This is a genomic window from Cupriavidus sp. GW822-FHT06G04 (assembly GCF_058799075.1).
Map to the genome: position 1 here is coordinate 601880 of NZ_JBXALD010000001.1, position 26186 is coordinate 628065.

The following is a 26186-nucleotide window of genomic DNA, read 5'->3' on the forward strand; positions in this document are numbered from 1 at the left end:
TCCCGTCGCCATGGCCGCTCGCCTGCCCGTCACCGTGTTGTCCGGATTCACCGGCGCCGGCAAGACCACTGTGCTGCATCAGTTGATGTCGCAGTTGGGCCCGCGCCTGGCCGTGATCGACAGCCATGACGACCTGCTGGCAAGCGTGGCGCGCCTGGCGCAGACCGGCGCTCACGACTTCGCCGTGATCGAGGCCGACGCGACCGACGAGCCGCTTGGCATTGCCGAAGCTTTCGCCTTTGAAGACGAACACGGCGATGGCGCGCCGCGCGTGGCCCATCTGGATACGCTGGTGACCGTGGTCGACGCCAGCCGCTTCCTGCAGGATTATCACGACGCCGAATTTCTGTCGGCGCGCGGGCTGGCCGCCCATGACGAGGACGACCGCACCGTGGTGGATGTGCTGATCGACCAGATCGAAGTCAGCGACGTCATCGTCATCAACAAGATCGACCTCGTCGATGCCGGCCAGCTGGGCCGCCTCCACGTGGTGCTGCGCGCGCTCAATCCGCGCGCCGAACTGGTCGACGCCAGCCACGGCAAAGTGCCGGCCGCGCGCGTGCTTGGCACGGGACGCTTCGACATCGACGCCACGCCGAACGCCGCGGGCTGGCAGGCCGCCCTGCAGGGCGACGCCGTACCGGACGCCGCGGGCGTCTCGACGCTGTTGTATCGGCGGCGCCGGCCATTCCATCCGCAACGCTTTGCGGACCTGATCCATACCGAATGGATGCGCGAGCATGGCGACGTGCTGCGTTCCAAAGGCCTGTTCTGGCTGGCCAGCCGCATGGACATCGCGGGCGACTGGAGCCAGGCGGGCGGCGTCTGCCGCCCCGGCGCCGCGGGCGCATGGTGGGCTGCGATCGATGCCACCGAATGGCCCGCCGACGGCCCGGCGCGCGCGGCCATCGAAGCCGATTTGGTCGATGACGGCCTGCCCGCCGAATATGGCGATCGCCGCCAGGAACTGGTGCTGATCGGCGCGGATCTCGATGTGTCGGCGCTCGAAGCGCGGCTGGACGCCTGCCTGCTCTCCGATGCCGAGATGGCCGAGGGCCCCGACGCGTGGGCCGCGTACCCCGATCCGTTCCCCGACTGGGGCGATGCGTTCGGCGACGATCACGATCACGATCACGATCACGATCATGACCACGACCACGCGCACGATCACGGCGACGGTCCCTGCGATTGCGGGCATGCACACTGAGCTTGCGTTGATCTCTCGCTGGCGCGCGCGCGGCATCGGCCTTTCGGCGGTGCTGTGGCTCGTGGCCTGTCTGCTGCTGGCGCAACACGCGGGCCTGATGCACCGCATCGTGCACGGCGGGCTGCTGAACGCGCCGCCAGCCGCGGCCGCGGCAATCGCACAAACGGCGCAGCCTGACGCTGACCCGACAGACACCGCCCATGCCGAATCGTTTTCCCTGAAGCTCGGCCTGCATTCGTGCGTGCTGTTCGATGGCGCCACGCTGGCCGACACACACCCTGGCGGCGTCACGCTGCCGCTGCTTGCCTTCGGCAAACCGGTCAAGCCCGCCAACCTGGCGTGGCGCTGGCCCGATCTGCCCGCCGCGCAACCTTTCCACTCCCGCGCTCCACCGGCCGCCTTCGCATTCGCCTGACTGCCGGGCGCGTGGCCGCTTGCCACGCGTCCGCGCCTGCCTTGCCGAGCGTGCGGACCGACGGCCAATGCCGCGCCACATGCTCGCTCAACCGAATTCGAATCGCGAGCCATGTACTCGAACTTCACCCGTATTCCGGCGGTGCGCCGCACCCCGCTGGCGGCGCTCGCCGCCTTGATCGCCGCTGGCCTGTCGTCGCATGCCGTCGCCCAGGACGCCCCGGCCCCCGCCGCGCCTGCGCCGTCCGCGCCTTCGCTCAAGGAAGTGGTCGTCACCGCCAATCCGCTCGGCAGCGATCTCAACGAAATGGTCGCGCCGGTTTCCACGCTGGGCGGCGACGCCCTGACCGTGCGCCAGGCCAGCACCATCGGCGAGACGCTGAACAATCTGCCCGGCGTGTCGTCGTCCTACTTCGGCCCGAACTCCAGCCGGCCGATCATTCGCGGCCTGGACGGCGACCGCATCAAGATGCTGCAGAACGGCGGCTCCACGCTCGACGCCTCGACGCTGTCCTACGATCACGCGGTGCCGATCGATCCGCTGGTGGCGGAGAAAATCGAAGTGGTGCGCGGTCCGGCGGCACTGATGTACGGCGGCAACGCGGTGGGCGGCGTGGTCAATGTGATCGACAACCGCATTCCGCGCGATCCGATCACCGGGGTGAGCGGCGCGGCCGATGTCAGCGGCACGATTGGCGGCGACAAGGGCCGCAATGCCAGCGGCATGCTCGAAGCAGGCAACGGCAAGTTCGCGGTGCACGCCGACGCGTTCGTGCGGCAGACCAGCGATCTGCGCATTCCGGGCTACGCGCGCAGCGGCAACCTGCGCGCCACGCAGCCGTTGCCCGAGGGCGAAAGCGAAGCGTACGGCAAGATCCCCAACACCAACGCGCATCAGGAAGGCGGCTCGATGGGCGGATCCTATACGTGGGCCGACGGCTTCGTCGGCGCCAACTACTCCACCTATCGCAACGACTACGGCACGCCGGCCGAGGAAGCCGCGCGCATCAAGATGCGCCAGGATCGCATTGCGCTGGAAGGCGAGGCGCGCAACCTGGCCAGCCGCACCAACGGCGTGATCGAGTCGATCAAGGGCAAGTTCAGCTACACCGATTACGAGCATCGCGAAATCGAGAACGGCGTCACCGGCACCACCTTCAAGAATCACGGCTGGGATGCGCGCCTGGAAGCCACGCACGGCAAGATCGGCAACATGACCGGCGTGTTCGGCACGCAGTTCGGCCACACCGACTTCTCCGCGCTCGGTGAAGAGGCGTTCGTGCCGAGCACCGCCACCGACAACGCCGCATTCTTCGTCTTCGAGGAACTGCCGCTGATCGCCTCGGGCGATCTGAAGCTGAATCTGGGCGGCCGTCTCGACCACAGCAGCGTGAAGGCCAGCGCCAACGGCAACGACCGCTTCAGCGACGCCCAGCGCAGCTTCAACGCCGGCAGCGCGTCGGCGGGCCTGCTCTACAAGCTCACGCCGATCTGGACGGTGACCTCGAACCTGTCGTACACCGAACGCGCGCCCACCTTCTACGAGCTGTATGCCAATGGCCCGCACCTGGCCACCGGATCGTTCGAAGTGGGCGATCCGAACGCCAGCAAAGAGCGCGCGACGTCGATCGATTTGGGCGTGCGTTTCAAGCAGGGCGACCACAGCGGCAGCGTGTCCGGTTATTACAGCCGCTTCCAGAACTATCTTGCGCTGATGAACACGGGCGGCTATCGCGATGCCGAGGGCAACGTGGTGGCTGCCGGCAGCGAAGGCGCGCTGCCGGTGCTGCAGTACATGGGCGTGCCGGCGACGCTGTACGGCTTCGAGGCCGAAGGCCGGACCCGTCTGTTGCAGAAGATGCTGACCACCAGCGACACGCTCGACTTCGAGGCGCGCGCCGACTACGTGCACGGCGAGAACCGCAACACCGGCGAAGCGCTGCCGCGTCTGTCGCCGCTGCGCCTGGGCGGATCGCTGATCTACGGGGCGGGAGCTTGGGGCGCGCGCATCAACGTGGACTGGAACGCGCGCCAGAGCCGCGTGCCGTCCGGCGATACGCCGACCGATGCGTACACGATGCTGGGCGTGGCGCTGACGTACAAGATGAAGCTGGCCGGCACGCAGACGCTGTTCTATCTGCGCGGCGACAACCTCACCAACACCGAGGCGCGCAGCGCCACGTCGATCCTGCGCGATATCGCCCCGCTGCCGGGCCGCAGCGTGCGCATCGGCATGCGCACGCAGTTCTGACGACGCCCGCGAGGCCGGTATCGCCGATGCCGGCCGCGCGAGGCGCCATCTCGGTCATGAGGGGACGGAAAATGACTCGGGCACCAGCGAGTACACGGCCGCCGCGACGGGCCGCCCGCGCAGGATCAGACGGTTCCGGGCGATGCATTCGAACTCGGCACCGATCTTCTCGGCGACGGCGCGGCTTGCGTGGTTGGTCTCGACTGCCACGATTTCCAGCCGCGTAAGCCCCAGCGCGTGAAAGCCATGGCACGCCATCATCGCGGCCGCACCCGACGCCAGGCCGCGATGCTGGCGGCTTTCGCGAATCCAGTAACCGAGATTGCCGAGATTGTCTTCGCGGCGGATCTGGTTGATGGCCACGCTGCCGTACAGGTCGCGCCCGTCTGGCGAAAACACGCCGATGTCATAGGCGGTGCCTTCCTCCATGGCGGCCGCGCACCGCGCAAACCATTCCTGCGCGTCAAACACCGAATAATCGGCGCGCGCCCATGGCATCCACAAGCCCACGGTGGACATCGATTCACGCACCGCCATCACCAGTTGCGCCTCGTCGCTGACGCGAAACGGGCGCAGTTGAAAATGCGTGCCGCGCAGTGGTTGCATGATCAATCCCGGTTGACGACCTGATCGCCTTCGAGCACCAGCGCGCCGACGCGGGCCAGCGCCTGCAGCGTCTGATCGAAGATGTCATCGAGCGATTGCGCCGGCATGAAACGCCGATGAATGCGCTGCATTAGCGGCGTGGCACGCATCCACTCGGCCAGCGTGTCGCGCGGCAACGCCTGCGCTTCGAGCAGCTTGAATTTCACCAGCACGCGGATCGCATGCGTGGCGTTGCGCAGCGGATCGCCCTGCAGATAGTCGAGCCGCCCTTTCGCGCGCGCCACGGCGCCGGCCACGTCCGCGAAGACGCGGCCATGCCCCGGGATCACCACGCGCGCGTCGAGCGTTTCGATCAGGGCCAGGATCGCCGCTTGTTCCGCAAAGCCGCTCTCGCCGTCGAGCTCCGGAAAGATCACGCCGAAGCCGTTTTCCCACAGCGCGTCGCCCGAAATCAGAATGCCGTGCGCCGGCGCGAACAGCATCACCGCGTGGGGATCGTGTCCCGGCGCGGCAATCGCCCGCCAATCGATCGCGCCCAGCCGCAGGCTGTCGCCGTCGCGCACCACATCGTCAAACCCGAAGCGCGCGCACTGCTGGCCCGTGGCCTCGAAACTGAGCGCCTGCGCGTCCCAGGCCGACACCGCGGCGGCATCTGCCGCGGGAATCGACGTGCGTACCGGCCAGTTGGCCTGCAGCGCGGCATTGCCGCCGCAATGATCGGAATGCAGATGGGTATTGATGACGCGCCGCAACGGCCGGCCGTCAAGCGCCGCGCGCACCAGCGCCACGGTCTGGTGCGCATGCGTGACATAGCCCGTGTCGACCAGCGCGGCGTCGTCATTGGCCTCATCGACAAACAGCACATTGTTGGCCGACAGCCACCCGCGTTCGAACACGCGCATGGTGTGCGGCAGCGTCGGCGCGCTCATGCCTCGGTGTCCTGCGCGCACAGGCGCGGCACGCGCGCGGGCAGCAAGGTCCAGACATGGCGGCGCTGGCCATCGTCGGCCTTCGACCATGCGGCGATTTCCTCGATCGTGCGCAGGCATCCCTCGCAATAGCCGGTGGCCGCGTCCATCTTGCAGACGCTGCGGCATGGCGACGGCACGGGCGACACGATCTGCGCCGCCGCGGCGCCGCGGATCAGGTCTGCGAGCAGGCGGCGATGGGCCGGTGTCATGCCGGGGCCCGATCCTGTGCCACGTCGGCCACTTCCGCGCCGGTCATGGCCTGCAGTTGCTGCGGCGTCAGGTTGAACACCGCGTGCGGATGGCCGGCGGCGGCCCACAGGCTCTGGTACTGGAACAGATCGGCATCGAGCAGCATCACGGGCTTGACCGCGTGGCCGATCGGGCAGACGCCGCCGATCGCATAGCCGGTTTTCTCGCGCACGAACCTGGCGTCGGCCTTGCCCAGCGCGCCCACGCGCGCGGCAACCTTGGCTTCGTCCACCCGATTGATGCCGCTGGCGATCACCAGCACCGGCGCATCGTCCTTGACGCGCCGGAAGATGATCGACTTGGCGATCTCGGCCACGCTGCAGCCCAGGCCCGCGGCCGCTTCGGCCGAGGTCTTGCCGGTTGCCGGCAGCATCACCACGGGGCGGTCATGGCCGATGCCGGCCAGCAGATCGGCCACGCGTTGCGCAGATTCGGGAAGCGCAGGGGTTTCGCTCATCGCAGATATTCTCCTTGGTCAGACACAGGCGCCCGCATCGGCCGCCGAGGCCCACTTGGTCAGCAGCGCCTTGCCCACGCGCGAGCTGTTGGGCCGGCCGATGGCCTGCGAAATATAGTCGCCCGCACGCACCACGGCGTCCAGGTCGATACCGGTATGCAACCCCATGCCGTGCAGCATGTACAGCACGTCCTCGGTGGCCACATTGCCGGTTGCGCCCTTGGCATAGGGGCAGCCGCCGAGCCCCGCCACCGACGCATGGAAGATGGCGATGCCCACTTCCAGGCTGGCCAGGATGTTCGACAGCGCCTGGCCATAGGTGTCGTGGAAATGGCCCGACAGGCGATCCATCGCGAATTCGGCCGACACCGCGCGCATCACGTCGCGCACCTTCAGAGGCGTGCCCACGCCGATGGTATCGGCGATGTCGATCTCGTCGCAGCCAAGCGCGCGCATGCGGCGCACCACATCGACCACGGCACTGACCGGCACTTCGCCCTGGTAGGGACAGCCCAGCGCGCACGAGATGCTGCCGCGCAGGCGCATGCCGGCTTCCTTGGCCGCGGCGGCCACGGGTTCGAAGCGCGCGATCGATTCCGCGATCGAGCAGTTGATGTTCTTCTGCGAAAACGCCTCGCTGGCCGCGCCGAAGATCACCACTTCATCGGCATCAGCGGCCACCGCACCCTCGAAGCCCTTCATGTTCGGCGTGAGCACTGAATACAGCGTGCCGGGACGCCGTTCGATGCGCGCCATCACCTCGGCGCCGTCGGCCATCTGCGGCACCCATTTCGGCGAAACGAACGACGCCGCTTCGATATTGACGAAGCCCGCATCGGTCAGCTTGTTGATCAGCGCGATCTTGACGTCGGTGGGCACCATCGCCTTCTCGTTCTGCAAGCCGTCGCGCGGGCCCACTTCGACGATCTTCACGTATTGGGGCATTGTCATGCGTGTCTCCTCGTTGTGCGGCGTCGGGGCCTGCGCCGGATCAGTATCCGCGCTGCAGATCCACCACGCCGGCGATTTCCTTGCCTTCGGCCAGCAGCCGGATCTTGCTGGCGATCTGCGCGATGCTGTCCTCGCGCAGCGTCAGCGCGGAGATATGCGGCGTGATGGTGATGCGCGGCTCCTGCCAGTAGGGATGTTCGGCGGGCAGCGGTTCGGTGCGGAACACATCGAGCGTGGCGCCGGCAATCTGGCCTTCCTGCACGGCGGCCAGCAGGTCGGCCTCGACCAGATGCTGTCCACGCGCCACGTTGATCACATACGCGCCGCGCGCCAGCCGGTAGAGCAGCCCGGTGTCGACGATGTCCTCGGTCTCGGGCGTCAGCGGCAGCACGTTGACCAGCACCCGCAACCCGTCCAGAAACGCCGCCTGGCCCGCTTCGCCATGGAACGGCTGCACGCCTTCCACGGTCCGGGCCGAGCGGCTCCAGCCGCGCACCGGGAAGCCGAAACCGGCCAGCGTGCGGGCGATCTGCGATCCCAGCGTGCCGATGCCCATCACGCCAATGGTGAAGTCGTCGCGGCGATGGGGTTTCAGGAATTTCCACGTACCGGCCCGCTCCTGCGCGTCGTAGGCGTCGAGCTTGCGGAAATAGCGCAGCACGGCGGCGGTGACGTATTCGCTCATCTGCGCGCCCATGCCGGCATCATCGAGCCGCACGATTGGCACGCCGGCCGGCAGCGCCTGCGGATCGTGGTCTCGCAGCTGCAGAATGCCATCCACCCCGGCGCCAAGATTGAACACGGCCTTCAGATCGGTGCGGCCGCGCAGCATTTCCAGCGGCGGACGCCACACCACGGCGTAGTCCACGCTCTGCCCCTGGCTCTCTTCCCAGGTCAGGCATTGCGCTTCCGGCAACACCTCGGCAAAGCCCTCGATCCACGGCGCATAACGCCCATCCGGCACGAACAACTGCAACTTCATCTCGACTCCATTCTTCTTCGGGGGTGTGATGGGGGCATTTTGGCAGAGGTCGGCCGACCGCGCTGGAATTGCGGGATGGCGTTCCGCATCGCGGATCATGGAGGCGATGCGGCGCCCTTTCCCGGCCGTCGATGCGGCACGGCGGGAAAGGGGCGCGCTCGGCGGGCGGCTAGACGCCGGCCGTTTCTTCCACGGCGAATGCCAGCAGTTGCGCACCTTCGGCGACCTGTTCGCCGATGCCGTACAGCACTTCGCTGACCACGCCGTCGGCCGGCGCGGCGATGGTGTGTTCCATCTTCATGGCTTCCATCACCAGCAGCGGCGTGCCGCGCGTGACCTTGCTGCCGGGCTCGACCATCACCGCGATGACCTTGCCGGGCATCGGCGCGGTGAGCTTGCCGCTTTCGCCCTCGGCTTCGCCCGCGTGGGCCAGCGGATCGAGCCACGTCAGCACCGTGTGGCGGCCCGCGTGGAACACGTGGAACGTGTCGCCCTCCAGATGCACCTGACCGTGCGTGCGGCGCGTGCCGAGGTCGACGCGGATGTCGTCGGCGTTGAACGTGTAGGCAAACGGCGCCGCCTGATCGGCATAGATCAGCGTGCTCTTGCGCGTATCGCGCGCGTCGCCCTTGAGCACCGCTTCAAGCCGATGGCCGCCGGCTTCGAAATGCAGCGTGCGCGCGTCGCGGCTGTTCAGGCGCCAGCCGCCCGCATGCGACCAGGGCGAATGGCGGTCGGCCTCGTCGACATGGCGCGTGCGCGTTTCGCGCTCCAGCAGCGCGGCCACGGCCAGCGCGACGGCCTCGATGCCGACCGATTTCTGCGGCGGAAACAGCGTGGTGTGATTGCGCTCGATCAGGCCCGTGTCGAGATCGGCCTTGCTGAACGCCTCGGACTTCACCAGCCGCTGCAGGAACGCGATATTGGTCGACAGCCCCACCACGTGATAGTTGGCCAGCGCCTGGCTCATGCGCGCCAGCGCTTCGTCGCGGTCGCGTCCCCAGACGATCAGCTTGGCGATCATCGGGTCGTAGAACGGGCTGATGGTGTCGCCCTCGCGCACGCCCGCATCGATGCGCACGCCGGCCGGGCCGTGTGCGTCGCCGCCGCGCATGAACTGCACGGCCGGCGGCGTGCGCAGGAAGCGCAGCGTGCCCGTGGATGGCAGGAAGCCTTTCTCGGGGTTTTCGGCGTAGACGCGCGCTTCGAGCGCGTGGCCGTTGATCTGCAGCTGGTCCTGCGCCAGCGGCAGCGGCTCGCCCGCTGCCACGCGCAGTTGCCACTCGACCAGATCCTGGCCCGTGATCATCTCGGTGACCGGGTGCTCGACCTGCAGGCGCGTGTTCATCTCCATGAAATAGAACGAGCCGTCCTGATTGGCGATGAACTCGACCGTGCCCGCGCCGACGTAGCCGACGGCGCGCGCGGCGGCCACGGCGGCCTCGCCCATCGCGCGGCGGCGCTCCTCGGTCATGCCCGGCGCGGGCGCTTCCTCCAGCACCTTCTGATGGCGGCGCTGCACCGAGCAGTCGCGCTCGAACAGGTACACGCAATTGCCGTGGGTGTCGGCAAACACCTGGATCTCGATATGACGCGGGCGCGTCAGGTATTTCTCGACCAGCACCTTGTCGTCGCCGAAGCTGGCCGACGCCTCGCGCTTGACCGACGCCAGCGCGGCCTCGAAGCCGTCGCCCGCCTCCACCACGCGCATGCCCTTGCCGCCGCCGCCAGCGCTGGCCTTGAGCAGCACCGGATAGCCGATGCGGTCGGCCTCGCGGCGCAGCAGCGCGGCGTCCTGGTCTTCGCCGTGATAGCCGGGCACCAGCGGCACCGCGGCCTTTTCCATCAATTGCTTGGCCGCGCTCTTGCTGCCCATCGCGTGGATGGCCGATGCGGGCGGACCGATGAAGACGAGGCCGGCCTCGGTGCAGGCGCGCGCGAAATCCTCGTTTTCGGACAGGAAGCCGTAGCCCGGGTGAATCGCCTGGGCGCCGGTTTCCTTTGCCATCTCGATGATGTGGTCCGCGCGCAGATAGCTGTCGCGCGCGGCGGCGCCGCCGATATGGACGGCCTCGTCGCAGAACGCAACATGCCGCGCGTCGGCATCCGCATCGGAATACACGGCCACGGTACGAATACCGAGCCGGCGGCACGTGGCCGCCACGCGGCAGGCAATCTCGCCACGGTTGGCGATCAGGATCTTGTTGAACATGGCTCCTCCTTTGTCTCGGTAGGGCGAGCCGGCTCCGTCAGATCGGCAGCGTTGGTCCTGTCAGCCCGCGAAACCTTCCGCGCGCATGTCAAGACGTGCAAGCAGCGCGCGGTCGCGCTCCGCTTGCGGGTTGCCGGTCGTCAGCAGCTTTTCGCCATAGAAAATGGAATTGGCGCCGGCCATGAAGCACAGCGCCTGCAAGGCTTCGTCCATGGCCTCGCGGCCGGCGGACAGGCGCACCATGGCGCGCGGCATCGTGATGCGTGCCACTGCAATGGTGCGAACGAACTCGAACGGGTCCAGCGCCTCGGTGCCCGCCAGCGGCGTGCCTTCCACCTGAACCAGATTGTTGATGGGCACCGACTCCGGATACGGATCCATGTTGGCCAGCTGCGCGATCAGCCCGGCGCGCGCCTCGCGCGCTTCACCCATGCCGACGATGCCGCCGCAGCAGACGTTGATGCCGGCGTCGCGCACATGGCCGATCGTGTCCAGCCGATCCTGATACGTGCGCGTGGTGATGATCTTGCCGTAGAACTCCGGCGACGTATCGAGGTTGTGGTTGTAGTAGTCCAGGCCGGCGTCCTTGAGCCGCTGCGCCTGTTCGGCCTTGAGCATGCCCAGCGTCACGCAGGTTTCCAGGCCCATCGCCTTGACCTCGCGCACCATGTCGATCACCGGTTCGAGGTGGCGATCCTTCGGGCTGCGCCATGCCGCGCCCATGCAGAAGCGCGTGGCGCCATTGGCCTTGGCGGCGCGCGCGGCGTCCAGCACGGTATCGAGGTCCATCAGCTTTTCAGCCTTCACGCCCGCTTCATGGTGCGCGCTTTGGGGACAGTAGCCGCAATCCTCCTCGCAGCCGCCGGTCTTGATCGACAACAGCGTCGATAGTTGCACGGTGTTGGCGTCGAAGTTCTCGCGATGCACCTGTTGCGCACGGAACAGCAGGTCGTTGAAGGGCAGCGCGAACAGCGCGGCCACGTCTTCCACGCGCCAGGCATCGCCTGCCTTGGGCGCCGCGGCAGCGATGTTGCGCGCGGACTGGCGCAGGGTTTCGGCGGAGATCGTGGCGACGGTATTGGTTTGAGCGATTTGCGACATAAGAGTATTTCGTATTCGGTTCAATGGAAGCGGGTCATGGCGCCTGGCTTCAGGCGTGACGCGGCGACGCGGTGGATGGGGACGCAACCGGCGGCATACTGGCCAGCAGCGGTGCGAGATCCAGATACTGCGCGGCAACGGCAGGCGCCACCTGCCAGGGCAATTCGCCCAGCATCGGTGCGTCCAGCGCGTCCTGCAGCGTGACGATGTTTTCGGCGGGCAGCAGCATGTCCGGGTCGATGCGATTGGCGATCCATCCGGCCAGCGTCAGGCCGCGCGCGCGCACCGCCTCGGCGGTCAGCATCGCGTGGCTCAGGCAGCCCAGCCGGACGCCGACCACCATGATCACCGGCAGCCCAAGCATGGCGGCCAGATCGGCGGTGTTCCAGCGCTCCGGGCCCACATCGAGCGGCACGATAAAGCCGCCCACGCCTTCGACCACCACCGCTTCGGCCTGCTGGCGCAGCGCGTCGAATGCGGTCTGGATCGGCTCGCGCGTGATGCGCTGACCTTCCAGCGCGGCCGAAAGGTGCGGCGACGCGGGCGTGCGGAAGAAGAATGGGCACATGGCTTCCTGCGGCACGATGACCGAACCGGCCGCGCGCAGTTGATCGACGTCGTCGTTCTGCCAGCGGTCGTCGAGCCATTCGCCGCCGGCGGCCACGGGCTTCATGCCGACGGTGCTGTATCCCGCGCCATGCAGCGCGTGCAGCAACGTGGCCGTGGCGTGCGTCTTGCCCACGCCGGTGTCGGTGCCGGTCACGAAGCACGCGAATCGATCGGGTCGGTTGGCGATCATGCGGCCTCCTTGTGCGCTGCGCGGAGCGCGGACGACTGCGGCATGGCGCGCGCGAGTGCATCGAGCAGGCGCGTCACGTCGTCGGCCGTATGCGATGCCGACAGCGTGATGCGTAGCCGCGCCGTGCCGGCGGGTACGGTCGGCGGACGAATCGCGCCCACGCGGATGCCTTCGGCCTCCAGCGCGGCGGACAGCGCCAGCGCGGTGGCGTTGTCGCCGACGATCAGCGGCTGGATCGCCGTGTCGCTGGCGCCCAGCATCCAGCCAGCCCGCGCCGCCAGCGCATCGAGACCGCTGCGCAATTGCGCGATCAAGGCGGCCAGATGCGCGCGACGGCTGCGACCTTCTTCACCGGCGATGATTTGCAGGCTCGTCAGCAACGCATGCGCGACCGCCGGCGGCGCGGCCGTGGTGTAGATATACGGCCGCGCGGTGTTGACCAGATGTTCGACGATGGTCGCGTTGGCGGCCACGAACGCGCCGGCCACGCCGGCTGCCTTGCCCAGCGTGCCGATGTAGATCAGCCGTTCCGAGCACAGGCCAAGATGTTCGAGCACACCGCGGCCGTGCTCGCCGAGCGTGCCGAAGCCGTGCGCATCGTCGACCACGATCCACGCATCGTGGCGCTCGGCCAGCGCCAGCAACTCGGCCAAAGGCGCGATATCGCCATCCATGCTGAACACGCTGTCGGTCACGATCAGCTTCAGCTCGCACTGGCTGGCGCGCAGCAGCACGTCGAGCGCCTGCGTGTCGCCATGCGGATAGCGCTGGACGTCGGCCTTTGCCAGACGCGCGCCGTCGATCAGCGACGCATGGTTCAGCGCTTCGCAGAACAGCGTCGCCCGCGCCGTGCCCAGCGCGGTCAGCACGGCGAGGTTGGCCATGTAGCCGGTGCAGAAATACAGCGCCTGCGCCTGCGGAATGTAGGGCGCAAGCCAGCGCGCGAGTTCTTTCTCCAACTGCGCGTGGGCCAGCGAATGGCCGCTGACCAGATGCGATGCGCCGCTGCCGGCGCCGTAGCGGTGTGCGCCTTCGGCCAGCGCGTGCGCAATCGATGCGTGATTGGCCAGCCCAAGGTAATCGTTGCTGCAGAACGTCAGCAGCGGTGTCGGCGTGGCGTCGAGCGCGCCGACCGACTGGTGCGGCGCGCAGGCGGAATGGGCGATGCGACGGCGGCGCGTCAGCGCTTGCGCCTCGCGCTCTGCGGCGGCGCGCTTCAGATGTTCAAGCAGCATGGCGCGCCTCCTGTTGCGGATGCGGCTGCGGGTGCGCAAGCACCGCGTGCAGCGTGTCGCGCAGTTGTTCGCCAAGCCAGTTGGCCAGCGCGGCGTCGAACACATAGGGCGGCATCACGTAGAGCGTATGGCCGATCGGCCGCACCAGCACGCCGCGCTCGCGCGCGGCAAGGTGAAAGCGTGCGGCAAAGTCGGCTCCGGCCGCAGCCGCGTCGATATCGGCGGCCCAGATCATGCCGCGCTGGCGCACATGCGTAACACGCGGATCGGCCGCGATGCCGGCCATGGCGTCGCCCAGCCAGCGCGCGCGCTCGACGTTGCGCGCCAGCACGTGATCGGATTCGAACAAATCGAGCGTGGCCAGCGCCGCGCGGCACGCGAGCGGATTGCCGGTGTACGAGTGCGAATGCAGGAAGCTGCGCGCGACGTCGTCGGCGACGAATGCGTGCTGGATCTCGGGGCGCGACAGCACAATCGACAACGGCAGGTATCCGCCGGTGATGCCCTTGGAAAGGCACAGAAAATCGGGCCACGCATGCGCGGGCACCGCCGCGCCGCCGCGCGCCTGTTCCCATGCGAAGAACGTGCCGGTGCGGCCGCAGCCGACGGCGATTTCATCGGCGATCAGATGCACGCGATAGCGGTCGCACAGGGCGCGCGCGCCTTCCAGATACGACGGGTCGTACATGGCCATGCCGGCCGCGCCTTGCACCAGCGGCTCGACGATCAGCGCGGCGATCTGTCCCGCACGCTCGCGCAGCAGCGCCTCGAGTTCGCCCAGTGCGCGTCTGGCCACGTCGGCGGCCGATTCGTCCGCGCGCGCCTGGCGCGCGTCCGGCGACATCACGACATGCGCGCGGCGCGTCAGCGGATCGTAGGCATCGCGAAAGATCTCGACATCGGTCACGGCCAGCGCGCCGACCGTCTCGCCGTGATAGCCATGACGCAGGCACACGAATTCGCGCTTGGCGGTCAGGCCCGTGTTGCGCCAGAAGTGAAAGCTCATCTTCAGCGCGATCTCGACGGCCGATGCGCCGTCGGACGCATAGAACGCATTGCCGAGCGCGCCCTGCGTCAGCGCCGACAGGCGCTCGGCCAGCTCCACCGCCGGCGCATGCGTGCAGCCTGCCAGCATGACGTGTTCAAGCGTCTGCAGTTGCTGCACGAGCGCCGCGTTGATCGACGGATTGGCGTGGCCGAACAGGTTGACCCACCACGAACTGATGGCGTCGAAATAGCGCTTGCCGCCGGTGTCGATCAGCCAGGGGCCGTCTCCGCTGGCGATGGCCAGCGGCGGTTCGTTGGCCGCCGCATCGGGCCGCAGGCGCGTGCACGGATGCCAGACGGCGCGCTGGCTGCGCACCGCAAGCGTCGTGTCGCCGCCCGCCGATGGAATAGGGACAGGATGTGTCAAAGGGACCCTCCTTGAATTGCCATGGCCGTCCACCACTGCGCGCGCCACGGCAGAGGCGGCGGCGCGAGGCGTTGCGGACCAATTGGGAGGCTCATGGTAGGAAGGTCCTGGTTGTCTTGGCAAACTTGCCCCGGATGACACGTTGACGACGATTTCAGCGAACTTGCGCGAAGTTGTCCGCCACGGTGTCGTGCATCGCACCTGCGGATGGTCTTCTCGCCGGTAATGTCGGCTAACAGCGCGCTAAAAAAAGCGGCGTGGATGCATCGCGCCGCCGTCCGCCCGCCGTTCTCCGGCGATGGGCGCGTCTGGCGCGACGCATGGAATGCGCGCCATGTGGCGCGTCATGCGCTCACCTTCCACGATGGCGGGCGTTTCTCAAGGAACGACCGCACGCCTTCGCGTCCTTCGTCCGAAGCACGGATCGCCGCGATGCGGTTTGCCGTGTCGGCCAGCAGGCCGCTGTCGATCGCGCGGCCCGCGACTTCCTGCACCAGTCGCTTGCTTTCGCGCACGGCGTTAGGGCTGTTGTTGACCAGCGTTGCGGCGATCTCGGCGACGCGCTCATCGAGTTCCTGCGGCGCCACCACCGCATGCACAAAGCCCAGGCGCAGCGCTTCGGCCGCATCGAAACGTTCGGCGGTGATGAAATAGCGGCGCGCGGCCTGCTCGCCCATCGCGCGGATCACATAGGGGCTGATGGTTGCGGGCAGCAATCCGAGGCGCGCTTCGGACAGGCAGAAGTTGACGCCATGCGCCGCCACGGCGATATCGCACGCGGCCACCAGGCCCATGCCGCCCGCGTAGGTGTCGCCCTGCACGCGCGCGATGACGGGCTTGGGGCACACCCAGATCGTGTGCAGCATCTGCGCCAGCGTCAGTGCATCGGCGCGGTTCTCGTCGTCCGAGTAGCCGGCCATCTTCTTCATCCAGTTCAGGTCCGCACCGGCACAGAAGGCCGGACCGTTGCCGGTCAGCACGATGGCGCGCACGTCGGGCGTATCGCCGAGCGCGCGAAACGCGCCGGTCAGTTCGGCAATCACCGTCTCGTTGAAGGCATTGCGCACGTCGGGCCGATTGAGCGTGACCGTCCCGATATGGCGTTCGGCGGTAACGGTAAGCGTGGTGAACTGCATGTCTGTCTCCTGCTGATGATGTGCGTTGTCAGGACGTCTGGCCGGCCGCGCCGGCGCCCGGCGTGGTCGAGCCATCCGGCGCGTCGTCGAAGGGCAAGCCGAGTTGTCGGAAAAAGCGCGCGACTTCCGGCAGCCACACGGCCACGCCGGCGCGATTGCTGAACAGTCGGTGCGAATCGCCGTCGAATTCGCCCACATCGACAAAGCGCGCATCGGCCGCCGCGCCGCCGGCATGGGCCTTGTAGCTGTTGAACATGCGCTCGGGCAACGGCCACGGCCAGAAACTGTCGTTGTCGCCGTAGATCCACAGCGACGGATAGCGCGCCGCGCGTCCGTAATCGCCAAACGCGTCGATCAGGTTGTTCTCCCAGCCCACGCAGTTTTCATTGCGCAGGCCGCCCGCAAAATTGATCACGCCAACTACGCCCGGATAGCCGATCGCCGACAGCGCCATGGTCGACAGGCCGCCATGCGACTGGCCGACGACCACGATGCGGGTCGGGTCGACGTAAGGCTGCTGCACGAGGTAGTCGAGCGCGGCCACCACGTCTTCGGCCTGCATCATGCCGTTGTCGCGCACGTTGCAACTGCCGCCCACATAGACGCCACCGGACTTGCTGAATCCCTGCCGCATCGGCAGCGCGACCACATAGCCGCGCCGCACGAATTCCGCGGTTTGCGCGGCAAAGCGCGCGCGGCCCTGGAAGGCCGGCTTGCCGGGCGATTTGCCGTGGTTGATCACCACCAGCGGAAATGGCCCATCGCCGGGCGGACGGAAAATGGTGGTTTCCAGGTCCACAGTGGTTTCCGCGCCGATCTTCGGCACCATCACAACCTGTTCGACCGTCTGCGCCTGCGGCGCGGCCTGGGCGAGGGACGGCACGCATCCCGCGATACAGGCCAGCGCGGCCAGCACGCCGCAAACAGTGGAAACAACACGAGACATGACAACAACCTACCTTCGTCCAGACAAGAAAACTGCAATGACACAACAGATGACTACATGCGGAACACGCCGAACTTCATATCGCCGATCGGCGCGTTGAGACTGGCGGACAGACCAAGACCGAGCACGGTGCGCGTTTGCGCGGGATCGATCACGCCGTCGTCCCACAGCCGCGCGCTGGCGTAGTACGGATGGCCCTGGCGTTCGTACTGGTCGCGGATCGGCGCCTTGAACGCTTCCTCGTCGTCGGCACTCCACTGCCCGCCACGGGCCTCGATGCCGTCGCGGCGCACGGTAGCCAGCACGCTGGCGGCCTGCTCGCCGCCCATCACGGAGATCCGCGCGTTCGGCCACATCCACAGGAAGCGCGGCGAATAGGCCCGTCCGCACATGCCGTAGTTGCCCGCGCCGAACGAGCCGCCGATGATCACCGTGAACTTCGGCACTTGCGCCGTCGCCACGGCCGTCACCATCTTGGCGCCGTTGCGCGCGATGCCTTCGTTCTCGTACTTGCGCCCCACCATGAAGCCGGTGATGTTCTGCAAAAACACCAGCGGAATCTTGCGCTGGCAGCACAGCTCGATGAAGTGCGCGCCCTTGAGCGCCGACTCCGAAAACAGGATGCCGTTGTTGGCGACGATGCCGACCGGGTAGCCCCAGATCCGTGCGAAGCCGCACACGAGCGTGGTGCCGTAGCGCGCCTTGAACTCATCGAACTCGGACCCGTCGACGATGCGCGCGATAACTTCGCGCACGTCGTAGGGCTTGCGCGTGTCGGTGGGGATCACGCCGTACAGTTCTTCGACCGGATACAGCGGCTCCTGCGGCGCGTGCAGGCGGATCTGGTCCGGCTTGCGGCGATTGAGGTGCTGCACGATATTGCGCGCCAGGCTCAGCGCGTGATGATCGTTCTGCGCGAAGTAATCGGCCACGCCCGACAGCCGCGTGTGCACGTCGGCGCCGCCCAGGTCTTCGGCGCTGACTTCCTCGCCGGTGGCAGCCTTCACCAGCGGCGGGCCGCCCAGAAAGATGGTGCCCTGGTTCTTGACGATGATCGATTCGTCGCTCATCGCCGGCACGTATGCGCCGCCCGCCGTGCACGAGCCCATCACCACGGCGATCTGCGGAATGCCCTTGGCCGACAGGTTGGCCTGGTTGTAGAAGATGCGGCCGAAGTGGTCGCGGTCGGGAAATACGTCGTCCTGGTTGGGCAGGTTCGCGCCGCCGGAATCGACCAGATAGATGCACGGCAGGTTGTTCTGTTCGGCGATTTCCTGCGCGCGCACGTGCTTCTTGACGGTCATCGGGTAATACGTGCCGCCCTTGACCGTAGCGTCGTTGCAGACGATCACGCATTCCTGGCCCGCGACGCGGCCGATGCCGGTGATGATGCCCGCGCCGGGCGCCGCATTGTCGTACATGTCGTACGCGGCCAGTTGCGACAGTTCCAGGAACGGCGTGCCCGGATCGAGCAACTGCTGCACGCGCTCGCGCGGCAGCAGCTTGCCGCGCGACAGATGCTTGTTGCGCGCGTCCTCGCCACCGCCCTCGGCCAGCGCGGCGATCTTCTGCCTGAGGTCCGCCACCAGCGCCTGCATCGCCTCGGCATTGGCCTTGAACGATTCAGCGCGTGCGTTCAGTTTGGTTTCCAGCGTGGGCATGTCTGTTCCTGTGATGTCTCGATGTCTCGATTTCTCTTTCTTGCCGCGTCGCGCATCGGGGCGCGCGTGGTCAGTCGGGCGTTTTCAGGTCGCCATCCACATACAGCCAGCGCGCGGTCGTGCCCGGCTCGCGCGGCTCGAACACGAAGCGGCTCAGTTCTTCCAGGCGATGCGCACGTCCGCCGACCTTGTAGCGCGCCACAAACGCCACCGTGGCGTGCGTGCTGTCCTGCTGCGCGTGCGACTTCACGGCCAGGCCCAGCCAGCGCGTGCCGGGATCGACGGCCAGATCGTCGGGGCACGTGGACATGTGCCAGGTCTGACGCAGCCAGCCGGTGTCGCCCAGCACATAGGCGCTATAGCGCGAGCGCATCAGCGCCTCGGCCGTCGGGGGCATCGCCTCGCCGCGATGAAAACGGCCGCAGCACGCCGCATACGGCCCGTTGCCGCAGGGGCACTGCGGCGCCGCCGCGCCCGATGCGCGCCGGGCGGTCATGCCACCAGCTCCGGCAAGTCACGCATGTCGTCGAACGTGACCCGCACGCCCACCGCACGCAGTGCGTCCGCATCGGTCCGCGCGGTGTAGCCGAACACGGTCATGCCCGCGGCCACGCCCGCCGTAGCGCCGGTCGGGCTGTCTTCCACCACGGCGCAGCGGGCCGGGTCGACGCCCATCGTGCGGGCGGCCAGCAGGTACACATCGGGCGCGGGCTTGCTGTGCTCGACTTCGGTGGCCGAGAAGATGTGCTCGCGCGCATCGTCGTCGGTGAACAGGCCGATCAGGTCGGTATGCTTCAACTGCAGCTTCACCTTGACGCGATCCGCGCCGGAGGCCACGCACACGGGCAGGCCGCGTGCCTTGATGGCCTCGATGGCCTGGCGGATATGCGGCACTGCTTCCAGTTCCTCGATCAGCGCGGCGTCGCGCCGCACGAACCATTCGGACAGGAATTTGCGCGGCAGCGGCTTGCCGAGCCGCGCTTCGATATTGCCAAGCTCGTCGCGCACCGCGCGCCCGAGGAACCATTTCATCGACTCCTCAAGCGTGATGTCGATGCCCAGTTCGTTGAGCACGCGGTTCAGCACGCGATGGACGATCGGTTCGCTGTCGACGAGTACGCCGTCGCAGTCGAAGATCACGCAATCGAAGCGTGCGGCCTGTTTTGCTGCGGTCATGCGGGTTTCTTTTCCTTGTTGAGTTCGTTGCCGCCGACGGCGCGCAGTTCGGTCTGACGACGGCTTTTCAGATGGGCCTCGACCTGCTCGAAGCGATCGAAGCCCCAGAACGGTTCGCCGTCGATGATGACGAATGGCGAGCCGAACACGCCCTTGGCCATCGCGACTTCGATCTCGGCCTTGAGCTGGTCCTTGATCTGGTAGCTGGTCGCGCCTTCGTTCATCGCGTTCGGATCAACGCCGAGCGGTTCGGCCAGGCGGGCCAGTTCGGCCGGTTCGGCGATATTGATGTCATCGACGAACAGCGCGCGATAGACGGCCTTGGCAAAAGCCGTGGCCACATCGGCACCGTGATGGTTCTGCAGCCACAGCACGGCGCGCGCGGCGTGCTGCGTGGGCAGCGGAAAATGCGTGGGGCGCTTGTAGTCGATATTGTGGAACTGCGCGGTGCGTTCGAAATCGCGCCAGCAGTATTCGCCCTTGAGCGGAATCGACGGCAGCGGCGACGATCCGGTGGTCTTGAACACCACGCCGAGCAGGATCGGATGCCACATCACGCCGCGCCCGTATTTCTGGGCAATCTCGTCGATGCGCGTGCTGGCAAAGTAACCGTAGGGCGAAGAAAAATCGAAATAGAAATCGATGGGGGCGGTCATCTTCAATAGGCTCCGGTGCGGTTCAGGTTCGGGACTGCGGTGTTTGGATACTGCAGGTGCTTCAGCCCAGCGCGCGGGCGATCAGGATCTTCTGGATATCGCTGGTGCCCTCGTAGATCTGGCACACTCGCACATCCCGGTAGATCCGCTCGACCGGGAAATCGTTCACGTAACCGTAGCCGCCGAATACCTGGATCGCGTCCGAGCACACGCGCTCGGCCATCTCGCTGGCAAACAGCTTGGCCATGGCGGCTTCCTTCAGGCACGGGCGCCCGGCGTCCTTGAGCGATGCCGCGTGCCACACCATCTGGCGCGCCACGTCGATCTGCGTGGCCATGTCGGCCAGGCGGAACTGCACGGCCTGGTGCTGGAACAGCGGCTGGCCGAAGCTCTCGCGTTCCTTGGCGTAGGCCAGCGCCGCATCGAACGCCGCGCGCGCCATGCCGATGCTTTGCGACGCGATGCCGATGCGCCCGCCCTCGAGCCCCGACAGCGCCATCTTGTAGCCGGCGCCCTCTTCGCCCAGCAGGCAGTCGGCGGGAATGCGGCAGTCCTCGAACACGATCTGCGCGGTATCGGACGAGTGCTGGCCGAGCTTGTCCTCCAGGCGCGCGACGATATAGCCCGGCGTCGACGTCGGCACCAGGAAAGCGCTGATGCCGCGCTTGCCCGCCGCCTTGTCGGTCACCGCCATCACGATCGCCACGTCGGCATGTTTGCCGCTGGTGATGAACTGCTTCACGCCGTTCAGCACGTAGTGATCGCCATCGCGCGTGGCAGTGGTGCGCAGCGCCGCCGCATCGGAGCCGACGTGCGGCTCGGTCAGGCAGAACGCGCCGAGCATTTCGCCACGCGCCAGCGGCACGAGCCAACGCTGCTGCTGCGCATCGTTGGCAAAGGCCATCAGCATGCTGCAGACCGGGCAGTTGTTGACGCTGATGACGGTCGACGTGCCGCCGTCGCCGGCGGCGATCTCTTCCAGAATCAGCGCCAGGGAAAGATAGTCGAGTCCGGCGCCGCCGAGTTCTTCCGGCACCGCCACGCCATAGGCGCCCAGGCGGGCCAGTTCCCGGTGCACGTCCTTGGGAAACGTCTTGTCGCGGTCCCACTGCGCGGCCTGCGGTGCGATGACGTCCTGCGCAAACTGGCGCACCGCATCGCGGATCATTTCCTGTTCGGGGGTCAGCAGCATGGCGCGATGCCTTTACCAGGGGATGGGCGTGCCATCGTAGTTATGGAAGCTGCCGTTGTCGTTGCGGGTCAGCCCGGCCAGCGTACGGCGCATGCCGGTCACGCTCTGCGTCGGCGTGAGGTCGGCCTGGGGGCCGCCCATGTCGGTCTGCACCCAGCCCGGATGCAGCGCCACGCAGATCGCATGGTGCGCGTCCAGCGAAACGGCCTTGATCGCCGCGTTGGCCGCCGCCTTGCTGACGCGATACAACCAGCTGCGATTGCTGTCCATCGCGCCGATGCTGCCCATGCGCGACGACAGCACGGCCAGCACGCCGCCGCGCCCGTGATTGCCCGCCTCCACGAACGGCAGCAGCAGCGGCAGCGCCATCATCGGCCCCATCACGTTGGTATGCATCACGGCGTCGAAGTCCTGCTGCTGCACCGGCTGCGCGCCTTCCGTGCGCGGGCCGATCACGCCGGCGTTGTAGATCGCCACGTCGAACGTCTCGCCATCGAGCTTCCAGCCCAGACCGGCGACAGCGCCTGCGTCGGTGAGGTCCACCTTGTGGGCTTCCGCGCCAAGTTCCTTGAGCGCGGCCACGCCTTCGTCGCTGCGCGCGGCGGCGATCACGCGCCAGCCATCGGCACGGTACTGTCGGACGAATTCAAGACCCAGTCCGCGCGAGGCGCCGAGGACGAGAGCTGTTGGCATGGCGAGACTCCTTTTCCTGTTGTTGAACGCGGCGACGCCGCCGGCCGCGACAGATGCGGATCAGACGATTTCGATACCCACGGCCGTGGCCTCGCCGCCGCCGATGCACAGGCTGGCCACGCCGCGCTTGCCGCCGGTCTTGCGCAGCGCGCCAATCAGCGTGGTCATGATGCGCGCGCCCGAGGCGCCGATCGGATGGCCCAGCGCGCACGCGCCGCCGTGGATGTTGACCTTTTCGTGCGGAATCTTCAGATCGTGCATCGCCGCCATCGGCACCACGGCAAACGCTTCATTGATTTCGAAGAGATCGACGTTCTCGCTGTGCCAGTCGAGCTTGCGATACAGCTTGGCGATCGCCTCCACCGGCGCGGTGGTGAACCAGCCCGGCGCCTGCGCGTGCGAAGTGTGGCCCAGCATGCGCGCGATCGGCTGCAGGCCCAGCGACTTCGCCGTGGACTCGCGCATCATCACCAGCGCCGCGGCGCCGTCGTTGATCGACGACGACGAGGCGGCGGTAATGGTGCCGTCCTTGGCGAACGCGGGCTTCAACGACGGAATCTTGTCGACCTTGATGCGGCGCGGACCTTCATCGGTGTCGATCACGGTGTCGCCGCCCTTGCCCGATACCGTCACCGGCGTGATTTCCCAGCGGAAGTCGCCCGATTCGGTGGCGCGCTGGGCGCGGCGCACCGATTCCATCGCGAACGCATCCTGCTGCTCGCGCGTGAACTGGTACTTGGCGGCGCAATCCTCGCCGAAGGTGCCCATCGCACGGCCCTTGTCGTAGGCGTCTTCGAGGCCGTCCAGCATCATGTGGTCGTAGATCATGCCGTGGCCGATGCGATACCCGCCGCGCGCCTTGGGCACCAGATACGGTGCGTTGGTCATGCTTTCCATGCCGCCGGCCACCGCGATATCGAACGACCCGGCCAGCAGGCCGTCGTACACGGTCATCGCTGCGCGCATGCCCGAGCCGCACATCTTGTTGACGGTAGTGCATGCCACGTCCAGCGGCAGGCCCGCGCCCAGCGCGGCCTGGCGCGCCGGCGCCTGGCCCTGCCCGGCGGGCAGCACGCAGCCAAACACCACTTCCTGCACCTCTTCGGGCTTCAGCCCCGCGCGCTCGACCGCCGCGCGGATCGCGGCCGCGCCAAGCTGCGGCGCGGTCAGACTGGCAAGCTCGCTTTGAAACGCGCCCATCGGGGTGCGCGCCGCGGAAACGATAACGATCGGATCTTGTTGCATGTCTGTTGTCTCCTGATGAGGCAGGTGGGGAAGTCGGTGCCGCGCAATCAGCGAATCGACGCCTGCGGCGGATCGCCGTACTGGCGCAGCGCCGCGGCGATCTGCTCCTGCAGTTCGTCGTTGTTGCTGGCCGCCACGCCGAGGTCGCGCAGCAGTCCGTCGGACACGCCATAGACCCAGCCGTGCACGGTCACCTGCTGGCCGCGCGCCCAGGCGTCCTGCAGCACGGTGGTCTGGCTGATGTTGTTCACCTGTTCGATCACGTTCAGCTCGCACAGGCGCGTGTGAGCGTCGTCCTCACGCAGCACAGTGCCAAGGTAGGCGGCGTGCTTGTCGGCGACATCCTGCACATGGCGCAGCCAGTTGTCGGCCAGACCGACGCGCTGGCGCTTGAGCGCCACCTTGACTCCGCCGCAGCCGTAATGGCCGACCACGGTGATGTGGCGCACCTTGAGCACATCGACGGCGAACTGGATCACCGACAGCGCGTTCAGGTCGCTGTGCGCGATCACATTGGCGATATTGCGATGAACGAACACCTCGCCGGGGGCCAGGCCAAGAATCTGGTTGGCCGGCACGCGCGAATCGGAGCAGCCGATCCACAGGTACTCGGGCGCCTGCTGGTTGGCCAGGCGCGTGAAAAATGCCGGGTCTTCGGCGTTGACGCGGTCGACCCATTCGCGGTTGTTGCGGAACAGCTGGGCAATGGCGTCACTCATGCCGCTCTCCTTGAAACATCGGTTGATTCAGCGCCGTAGCGGTGGATGAAGCGTTCTTGAGTCTGGTAGGCAAAGAAGTCATGGACATGGCCGGCCAGCAACCGGTCTTTGTGGTGCTGCCACATCGTGGCGTCAAAGAAATCAGGATGATGCCGCTCGAACGCGGCCCGCACGCGCGGATCGCCCAGCAGGAACGTGCGGTACGTTTCCGGAAAAATGTCGTGCGGACGTACGGTGTACCACACCTCGCCGGACATTTCCTCTTCCTCGTTGCGCGGCTCGGGCACGCGGCGGATATTGCAGTCGGTCAGGTATTCGATTTCGTCGTAGTCGTAGAACACCACGCGGCCGTGGCGCGTCACGCCGAAATTCTTGTAAAGCATGTCGCCCGGAAAGATATTCGCGGCGATCAGTTCCTTGACGGCGTCGCCGTATTCGCGAATGCCGTGATCGACCTGCGCATCTGTGCCTTCCTGCAGCCAGATGTTCAGCGGCGTCATGCGGCGCTCGATATACAGATGGCGCACCACGATTTCGTCGCCGCCATCCTGGGCGCGCTGGTATTCGATCATCGACGGCGCGTGCAACTCCAGTTCGCGCACCAGCGCTTCATCAAAGCGCGACAGCGGAAACGCCACATCGGAATATTCGAGCGTATCGGCCATGCGGCCCACACGGTCGTGCTGCTTGACCAGCCGGTATTTGGATTCGACCAGTGCGCGCGTGGTCTCCTTGGGCGGCGCAAACGCGTCGCGGATCACCTTGAACACATAGGGAAACGACGGCAGCGTGAACACCAGCATCACCAGGCCCTTGATGCCCGGTGCGCTGATGAACTTGTCGGACGAATGCTGCAGATGGTGCAGAAAATCGCGGTAGAACAGGTTTTTGCCTTGCTTCTGCAAACCGAGCGACGTGTAGATCTCCGCGCGCGCCTTGCGCGGCAACAGATCGCGCAGGAACGTGACGTAGGCCGACGGGATTTCCATATCGACCATGAAATAGGCGTGCGCGAACGAAAACAGGATCAGCAGTTGTTCCGGCCGCAGCAGCACGGTATCGAGCACGAGCTTGCCGCTTGCACCGTGAATCACCGGGATCACCATCGGATAGGTATGGTCACCGTTGATTACGCGGCCGATGATAAAGGCCGACTTGTTGCGAAAGAACAGCGACGACAGCGTATGGACCTGGAAATTCGGCGCGGTGCGGAATTCGCCAAAATGTTCGTCGATGGCGCGCAGCACGTAGCCGATATCGCGCTTCAGGTCCTCGAAAGGCAGCGTCAGCTGGAAATTGTGCACGACGCGCTCGAAACACGCCGCCATACCTTCGCGACTGCCCGGGTAATACGCGCGATAGGTCGGCTTGACCGGGGATTCCTCATTCTCGATGTATTCGGTCGAGATCGCCGGGCGCACGAAAATGAAATCGTTGTTGAAATACGAGCGATGCAGGATGCGCGTGCAGACCGAATTGAAGAACGTCTCGGCCAGCTCGGGCTGATGATGGTTGGTCAGCAGGCCGATGTAATGGAGCTTGATCTGCTGCCAGATTTCATCGTCGATCCGCTCGGCGTCGTATTCGTCCTGCAACGTCACCACGGCTTCGTGCACACGGTCGTTGTAGAACGCGATGCGGTCGCGCTGGAGCTTCTGCAGCCCATGCCAGTCCGCCGCCTCGAAGCGCGCCTTGGCCTCGATGCTGGCTTCGCGGAACAGCCGGTAATGCTTGTCGAACCCATCCAGCATGGTGCGCGCCACATCATAGGCAATCTGCGAAGACAGCAGCTTGGGGAAGTGGGACATGGACTCGAAGACTCTGGACCGGGCGGCTTGCAGTCGGGATTGTAATGGCGTTCGGCACTGACCTCCGGGTCGCACCGAACGCCGCTGGCGTCACTTTTTGCGTGG

The 26186-nt window shown here is 66.7% G+C and carries 25 protein-coding genes; 3 read left to right on the forward strand and 22 right to left on the reverse strand.

Going from position 1 to position 26186, the window contains the following annotated elements; all coding sequences use genetic code 11:
- Positions 1–10 precede the first annotated feature (10 nt).
- From AC1RKI_RS02800 to AC1RKI_RS02810, 3 genes are all read left to right on the forward strand, one after another.
- A complete protein-coding gene (locus AC1RKI_RS02800; protein ID WP_492793938.1) occupies positions 11–1207 on the forward strand; it encodes a GTP-binding protein in 1197 nt (398 codons plus the stop codon).
- Positions 1146–1622 carry a hypothetical protein gene (locus tag AC1RKI_RS02805; RefSeq protein WP_223505632.1) on the forward strand — a complete coding sequence of 159 codons (477 nt, stop codon included), beginning with the start codon at positions 1146–1148 and terminating at the stop codon, positions 1620–1622. Before AC1RKI_RS02800 ends, AC1RKI_RS02805 begins: the two co-directional genes overlap by 62 nt.
- 111 nt (positions 1623–1733) lie before the next feature.
- Complete coding sequence (locus AC1RKI_RS02810) at positions 1734–3872, forward strand: TonB-dependent receptor (protein WP_492793936.1); 2139 nt, start codon at positions 1734–1736, stop codon at positions 3870–3872.
- A gap of 54 nt (positions 3873–3926) precedes the next feature.
- On the opposite strand, the gene AC1RKI_RS02815 is transcribed toward AC1RKI_RS02810, so the two are convergent.
- The 22 genes from AC1RKI_RS02815 to aceK form a co-directional block, all read right to left on the reverse strand.
- Positions 3927–4478: a GNAT family N-acetyltransferase gene (locus tag AC1RKI_RS02815; protein WP_150980859.1), complete on the reverse strand. Its 552-nt coding sequence runs from the start codon at positions 4476–4478 to the stop codon at positions 3927–3929.
- Positions 4479–4480: 2 nt separating this feature from the next.
- A complete protein-coding gene (locus AC1RKI_RS02820; RefSeq protein WP_492793934.1) occupies positions 4481–5407 on the reverse strand; it encodes an MBL fold metallo-hydrolase in 927 nt (308 codons plus the stop codon).
- The gene (locus AC1RKI_RS02825) at positions 5404–5658 is read right to left on the reverse strand and encodes a DUF1289 domain-containing protein (protein ID WP_244786518.1); all 255 of its coding nucleotides are present in this window, start codon (positions 5656–5658) and stop codon (positions 5404–5406) included. The genes AC1RKI_RS02820 and AC1RKI_RS02825 overlap by 4 nt, the downstream gene beginning before the upstream one ends.
- On the reverse strand, positions 5655–6155 hold the full coding sequence (locus tag AC1RKI_RS02830; protein WP_061956318.1) for a YbaK/EbsC family protein: 501 nt from the start codon (positions 6153–6155) through the stop codon (positions 5655–5657). Before AC1RKI_RS02830 ends, AC1RKI_RS02825 begins: the two co-directional genes overlap by 4 nt.
- Positions 6156–6173: 18 nt before the next feature.
- The gene (locus AC1RKI_RS02835; protein WP_061956320.1) at positions 6174–7106 is read right to left on the reverse strand and encodes a hydroxymethylglutaryl-CoA lyase; all 933 of its coding nucleotides are present in this window, start codon (positions 7104–7106) and stop codon (positions 6174–6176) included.
- Between the two features lie 40 nt (positions 7107–7146).
- The gene (locus AC1RKI_RS02840; RefSeq protein WP_492793931.1) at positions 7147–8088 is read right to left on the reverse strand and encodes a 2-hydroxyacid dehydrogenase; all 942 of its coding nucleotides are present in this window, start codon (positions 8086–8088) and stop codon (positions 7147–7149) included.
- 169 nt (positions 8089–8257) lie between these two features.
- Positions 8258–10300: an acetyl/propionyl/methylcrotonyl-CoA carboxylase subunit alpha gene (locus AC1RKI_RS02845; RefSeq protein ID WP_492793929.1), complete on the reverse strand. Its 2043-nt coding sequence runs from the start codon at positions 10298–10300 to the stop codon at positions 8258–8260.
- Positions 10301–10360: 60 nt separating this feature from the next.
- Positions 10361–11401, reverse strand: coding sequence for a biotin synthase BioB (gene bioB / locus AC1RKI_RS02850; protein WP_061956323.1), 1041 nt, complete (start codon positions 11399–11401; stop codon positions 10361–10363).
- Between the two features lie 49 nt (positions 11402–11450).
- Complete coding sequence (gene bioD, locus AC1RKI_RS02855) at positions 11451–12200, reverse strand: dethiobiotin synthase (protein ID WP_061956325.1); 750 nt, start codon at positions 12198–12200, stop codon at positions 11451–11453.
- The gene (gene bioF / locus AC1RKI_RS02860; protein WP_492793927.1) at positions 12197–13435 is read right to left on the reverse strand and encodes an 8-amino-7-oxononanoate synthase; all 1239 of its coding nucleotides are present in this window, start codon (positions 13433–13435) and stop codon (positions 12197–12199) included. The genes bioD and bioF overlap by 4 nt, the downstream gene beginning before the upstream one ends.
- On the reverse strand, positions 13425–14849 hold the full coding sequence (gene bioA, locus AC1RKI_RS02865; RefSeq protein WP_492793925.1) for an adenosylmethionine--8-amino-7-oxononanoate transaminase: 1425 nt from the start codon (positions 14847–14849) through the stop codon (positions 13425–13427). The genes bioF and bioA overlap by 11 nt, the downstream gene beginning before the upstream one ends.
- Positions 14850–15193: 344 nt before the next feature.
- Positions 15194–15985, reverse strand: coding sequence for an enoyl-CoA hydratase/isomerase family protein (locus tag AC1RKI_RS02870; protein WP_244786508.1), 792 nt, complete (start codon positions 15983–15985; stop codon positions 15194–15196).
- A 28-nt stretch (positions 15986–16013) separates the two neighbouring features.
- A complete protein-coding gene (locus tag AC1RKI_RS02875) occupies positions 16014–16931 on the reverse strand; it encodes a dienelactone hydrolase family protein (RefSeq protein ID WP_061956335.1) in 918 nt (305 codons plus the stop codon).
- A 53-nt stretch (positions 16932–16984) separates the two neighbouring features.
- The gene (locus AC1RKI_RS02880; protein ID WP_244786506.1) at positions 16985–18592 is read right to left on the reverse strand and encodes a carboxyl transferase domain-containing protein; all 1608 of its coding nucleotides are present in this window, start codon (positions 18590–18592) and stop codon (positions 16985–16987) included.
- Between the two features lie 70 nt (positions 18593–18662).
- Positions 18663–19088, reverse strand: coding sequence for a YchJ family metal-binding protein (locus AC1RKI_RS02885; protein WP_061956339.1), 426 nt, complete (start codon positions 19086–19088; stop codon positions 18663–18665).
- Positions 19085–19768 carry an HAD family hydrolase gene (locus AC1RKI_RS02890; protein WP_492793922.1) on the reverse strand — a complete coding sequence of 228 codons (684 nt, stop codon included), beginning with the start codon at positions 19766–19768 and terminating at the stop codon, positions 19085–19087. The genes AC1RKI_RS02885 and AC1RKI_RS02890 overlap by 4 nt, the downstream gene beginning before the upstream one ends.
- Positions 19765–20424: a 2-hydroxychromene-2-carboxylate isomerase gene (locus tag AC1RKI_RS02895; protein WP_061956343.1), complete on the reverse strand. Its 660-nt coding sequence runs from the start codon at positions 20422–20424 to the stop codon at positions 19765–19767. The genes AC1RKI_RS02890 and AC1RKI_RS02895 overlap by 4 nt, the downstream gene beginning before the upstream one ends.
- Before the next feature lie 61 nt (positions 20425–20485).
- The gene (locus tag AC1RKI_RS02900) at positions 20486–21616 is read right to left on the reverse strand and encodes an acyl-CoA dehydrogenase family protein (RefSeq protein ID WP_150980870.1); all 1131 of its coding nucleotides are present in this window, start codon (positions 21614–21616) and stop codon (positions 20486–20488) included.
- A 12-nt stretch (positions 21617–21628) separates the two neighbouring features.
- Complete coding sequence (locus AC1RKI_RS02905) at positions 21629–22309, reverse strand: SDR family oxidoreductase (RefSeq protein WP_150980871.1); 681 nt, start codon at positions 22307–22309, stop codon at positions 21629–21631.
- A 60-nt stretch (positions 22310–22369) separates the two neighbouring features.
- A complete protein-coding gene (locus AC1RKI_RS02910) occupies positions 22370–23554 on the reverse strand; it encodes an acetyl-CoA C-acetyltransferase (RefSeq protein ID WP_492793919.1) in 1185 nt (394 codons plus the stop codon).
- Positions 23555–23601: 47 nt separating this feature from the next.
- Positions 23602–24273, reverse strand: coding sequence for a carbonate dehydratase (gene can, locus AC1RKI_RS02915; protein ID WP_061956351.1), 672 nt, complete (start codon positions 24271–24273; stop codon positions 23602–23604).
- A complete protein-coding gene (gene aceK / locus AC1RKI_RS02920; RefSeq protein ID WP_150980872.1) occupies positions 24270–26081 on the reverse strand; it encodes a bifunctional isocitrate dehydrogenase kinase/phosphatase in 1812 nt (603 codons plus the stop codon). Before aceK ends, can begins: the two co-directional genes overlap by 4 nt.
- Positions 26082–26186: the final 105 nt, after the last annotated feature.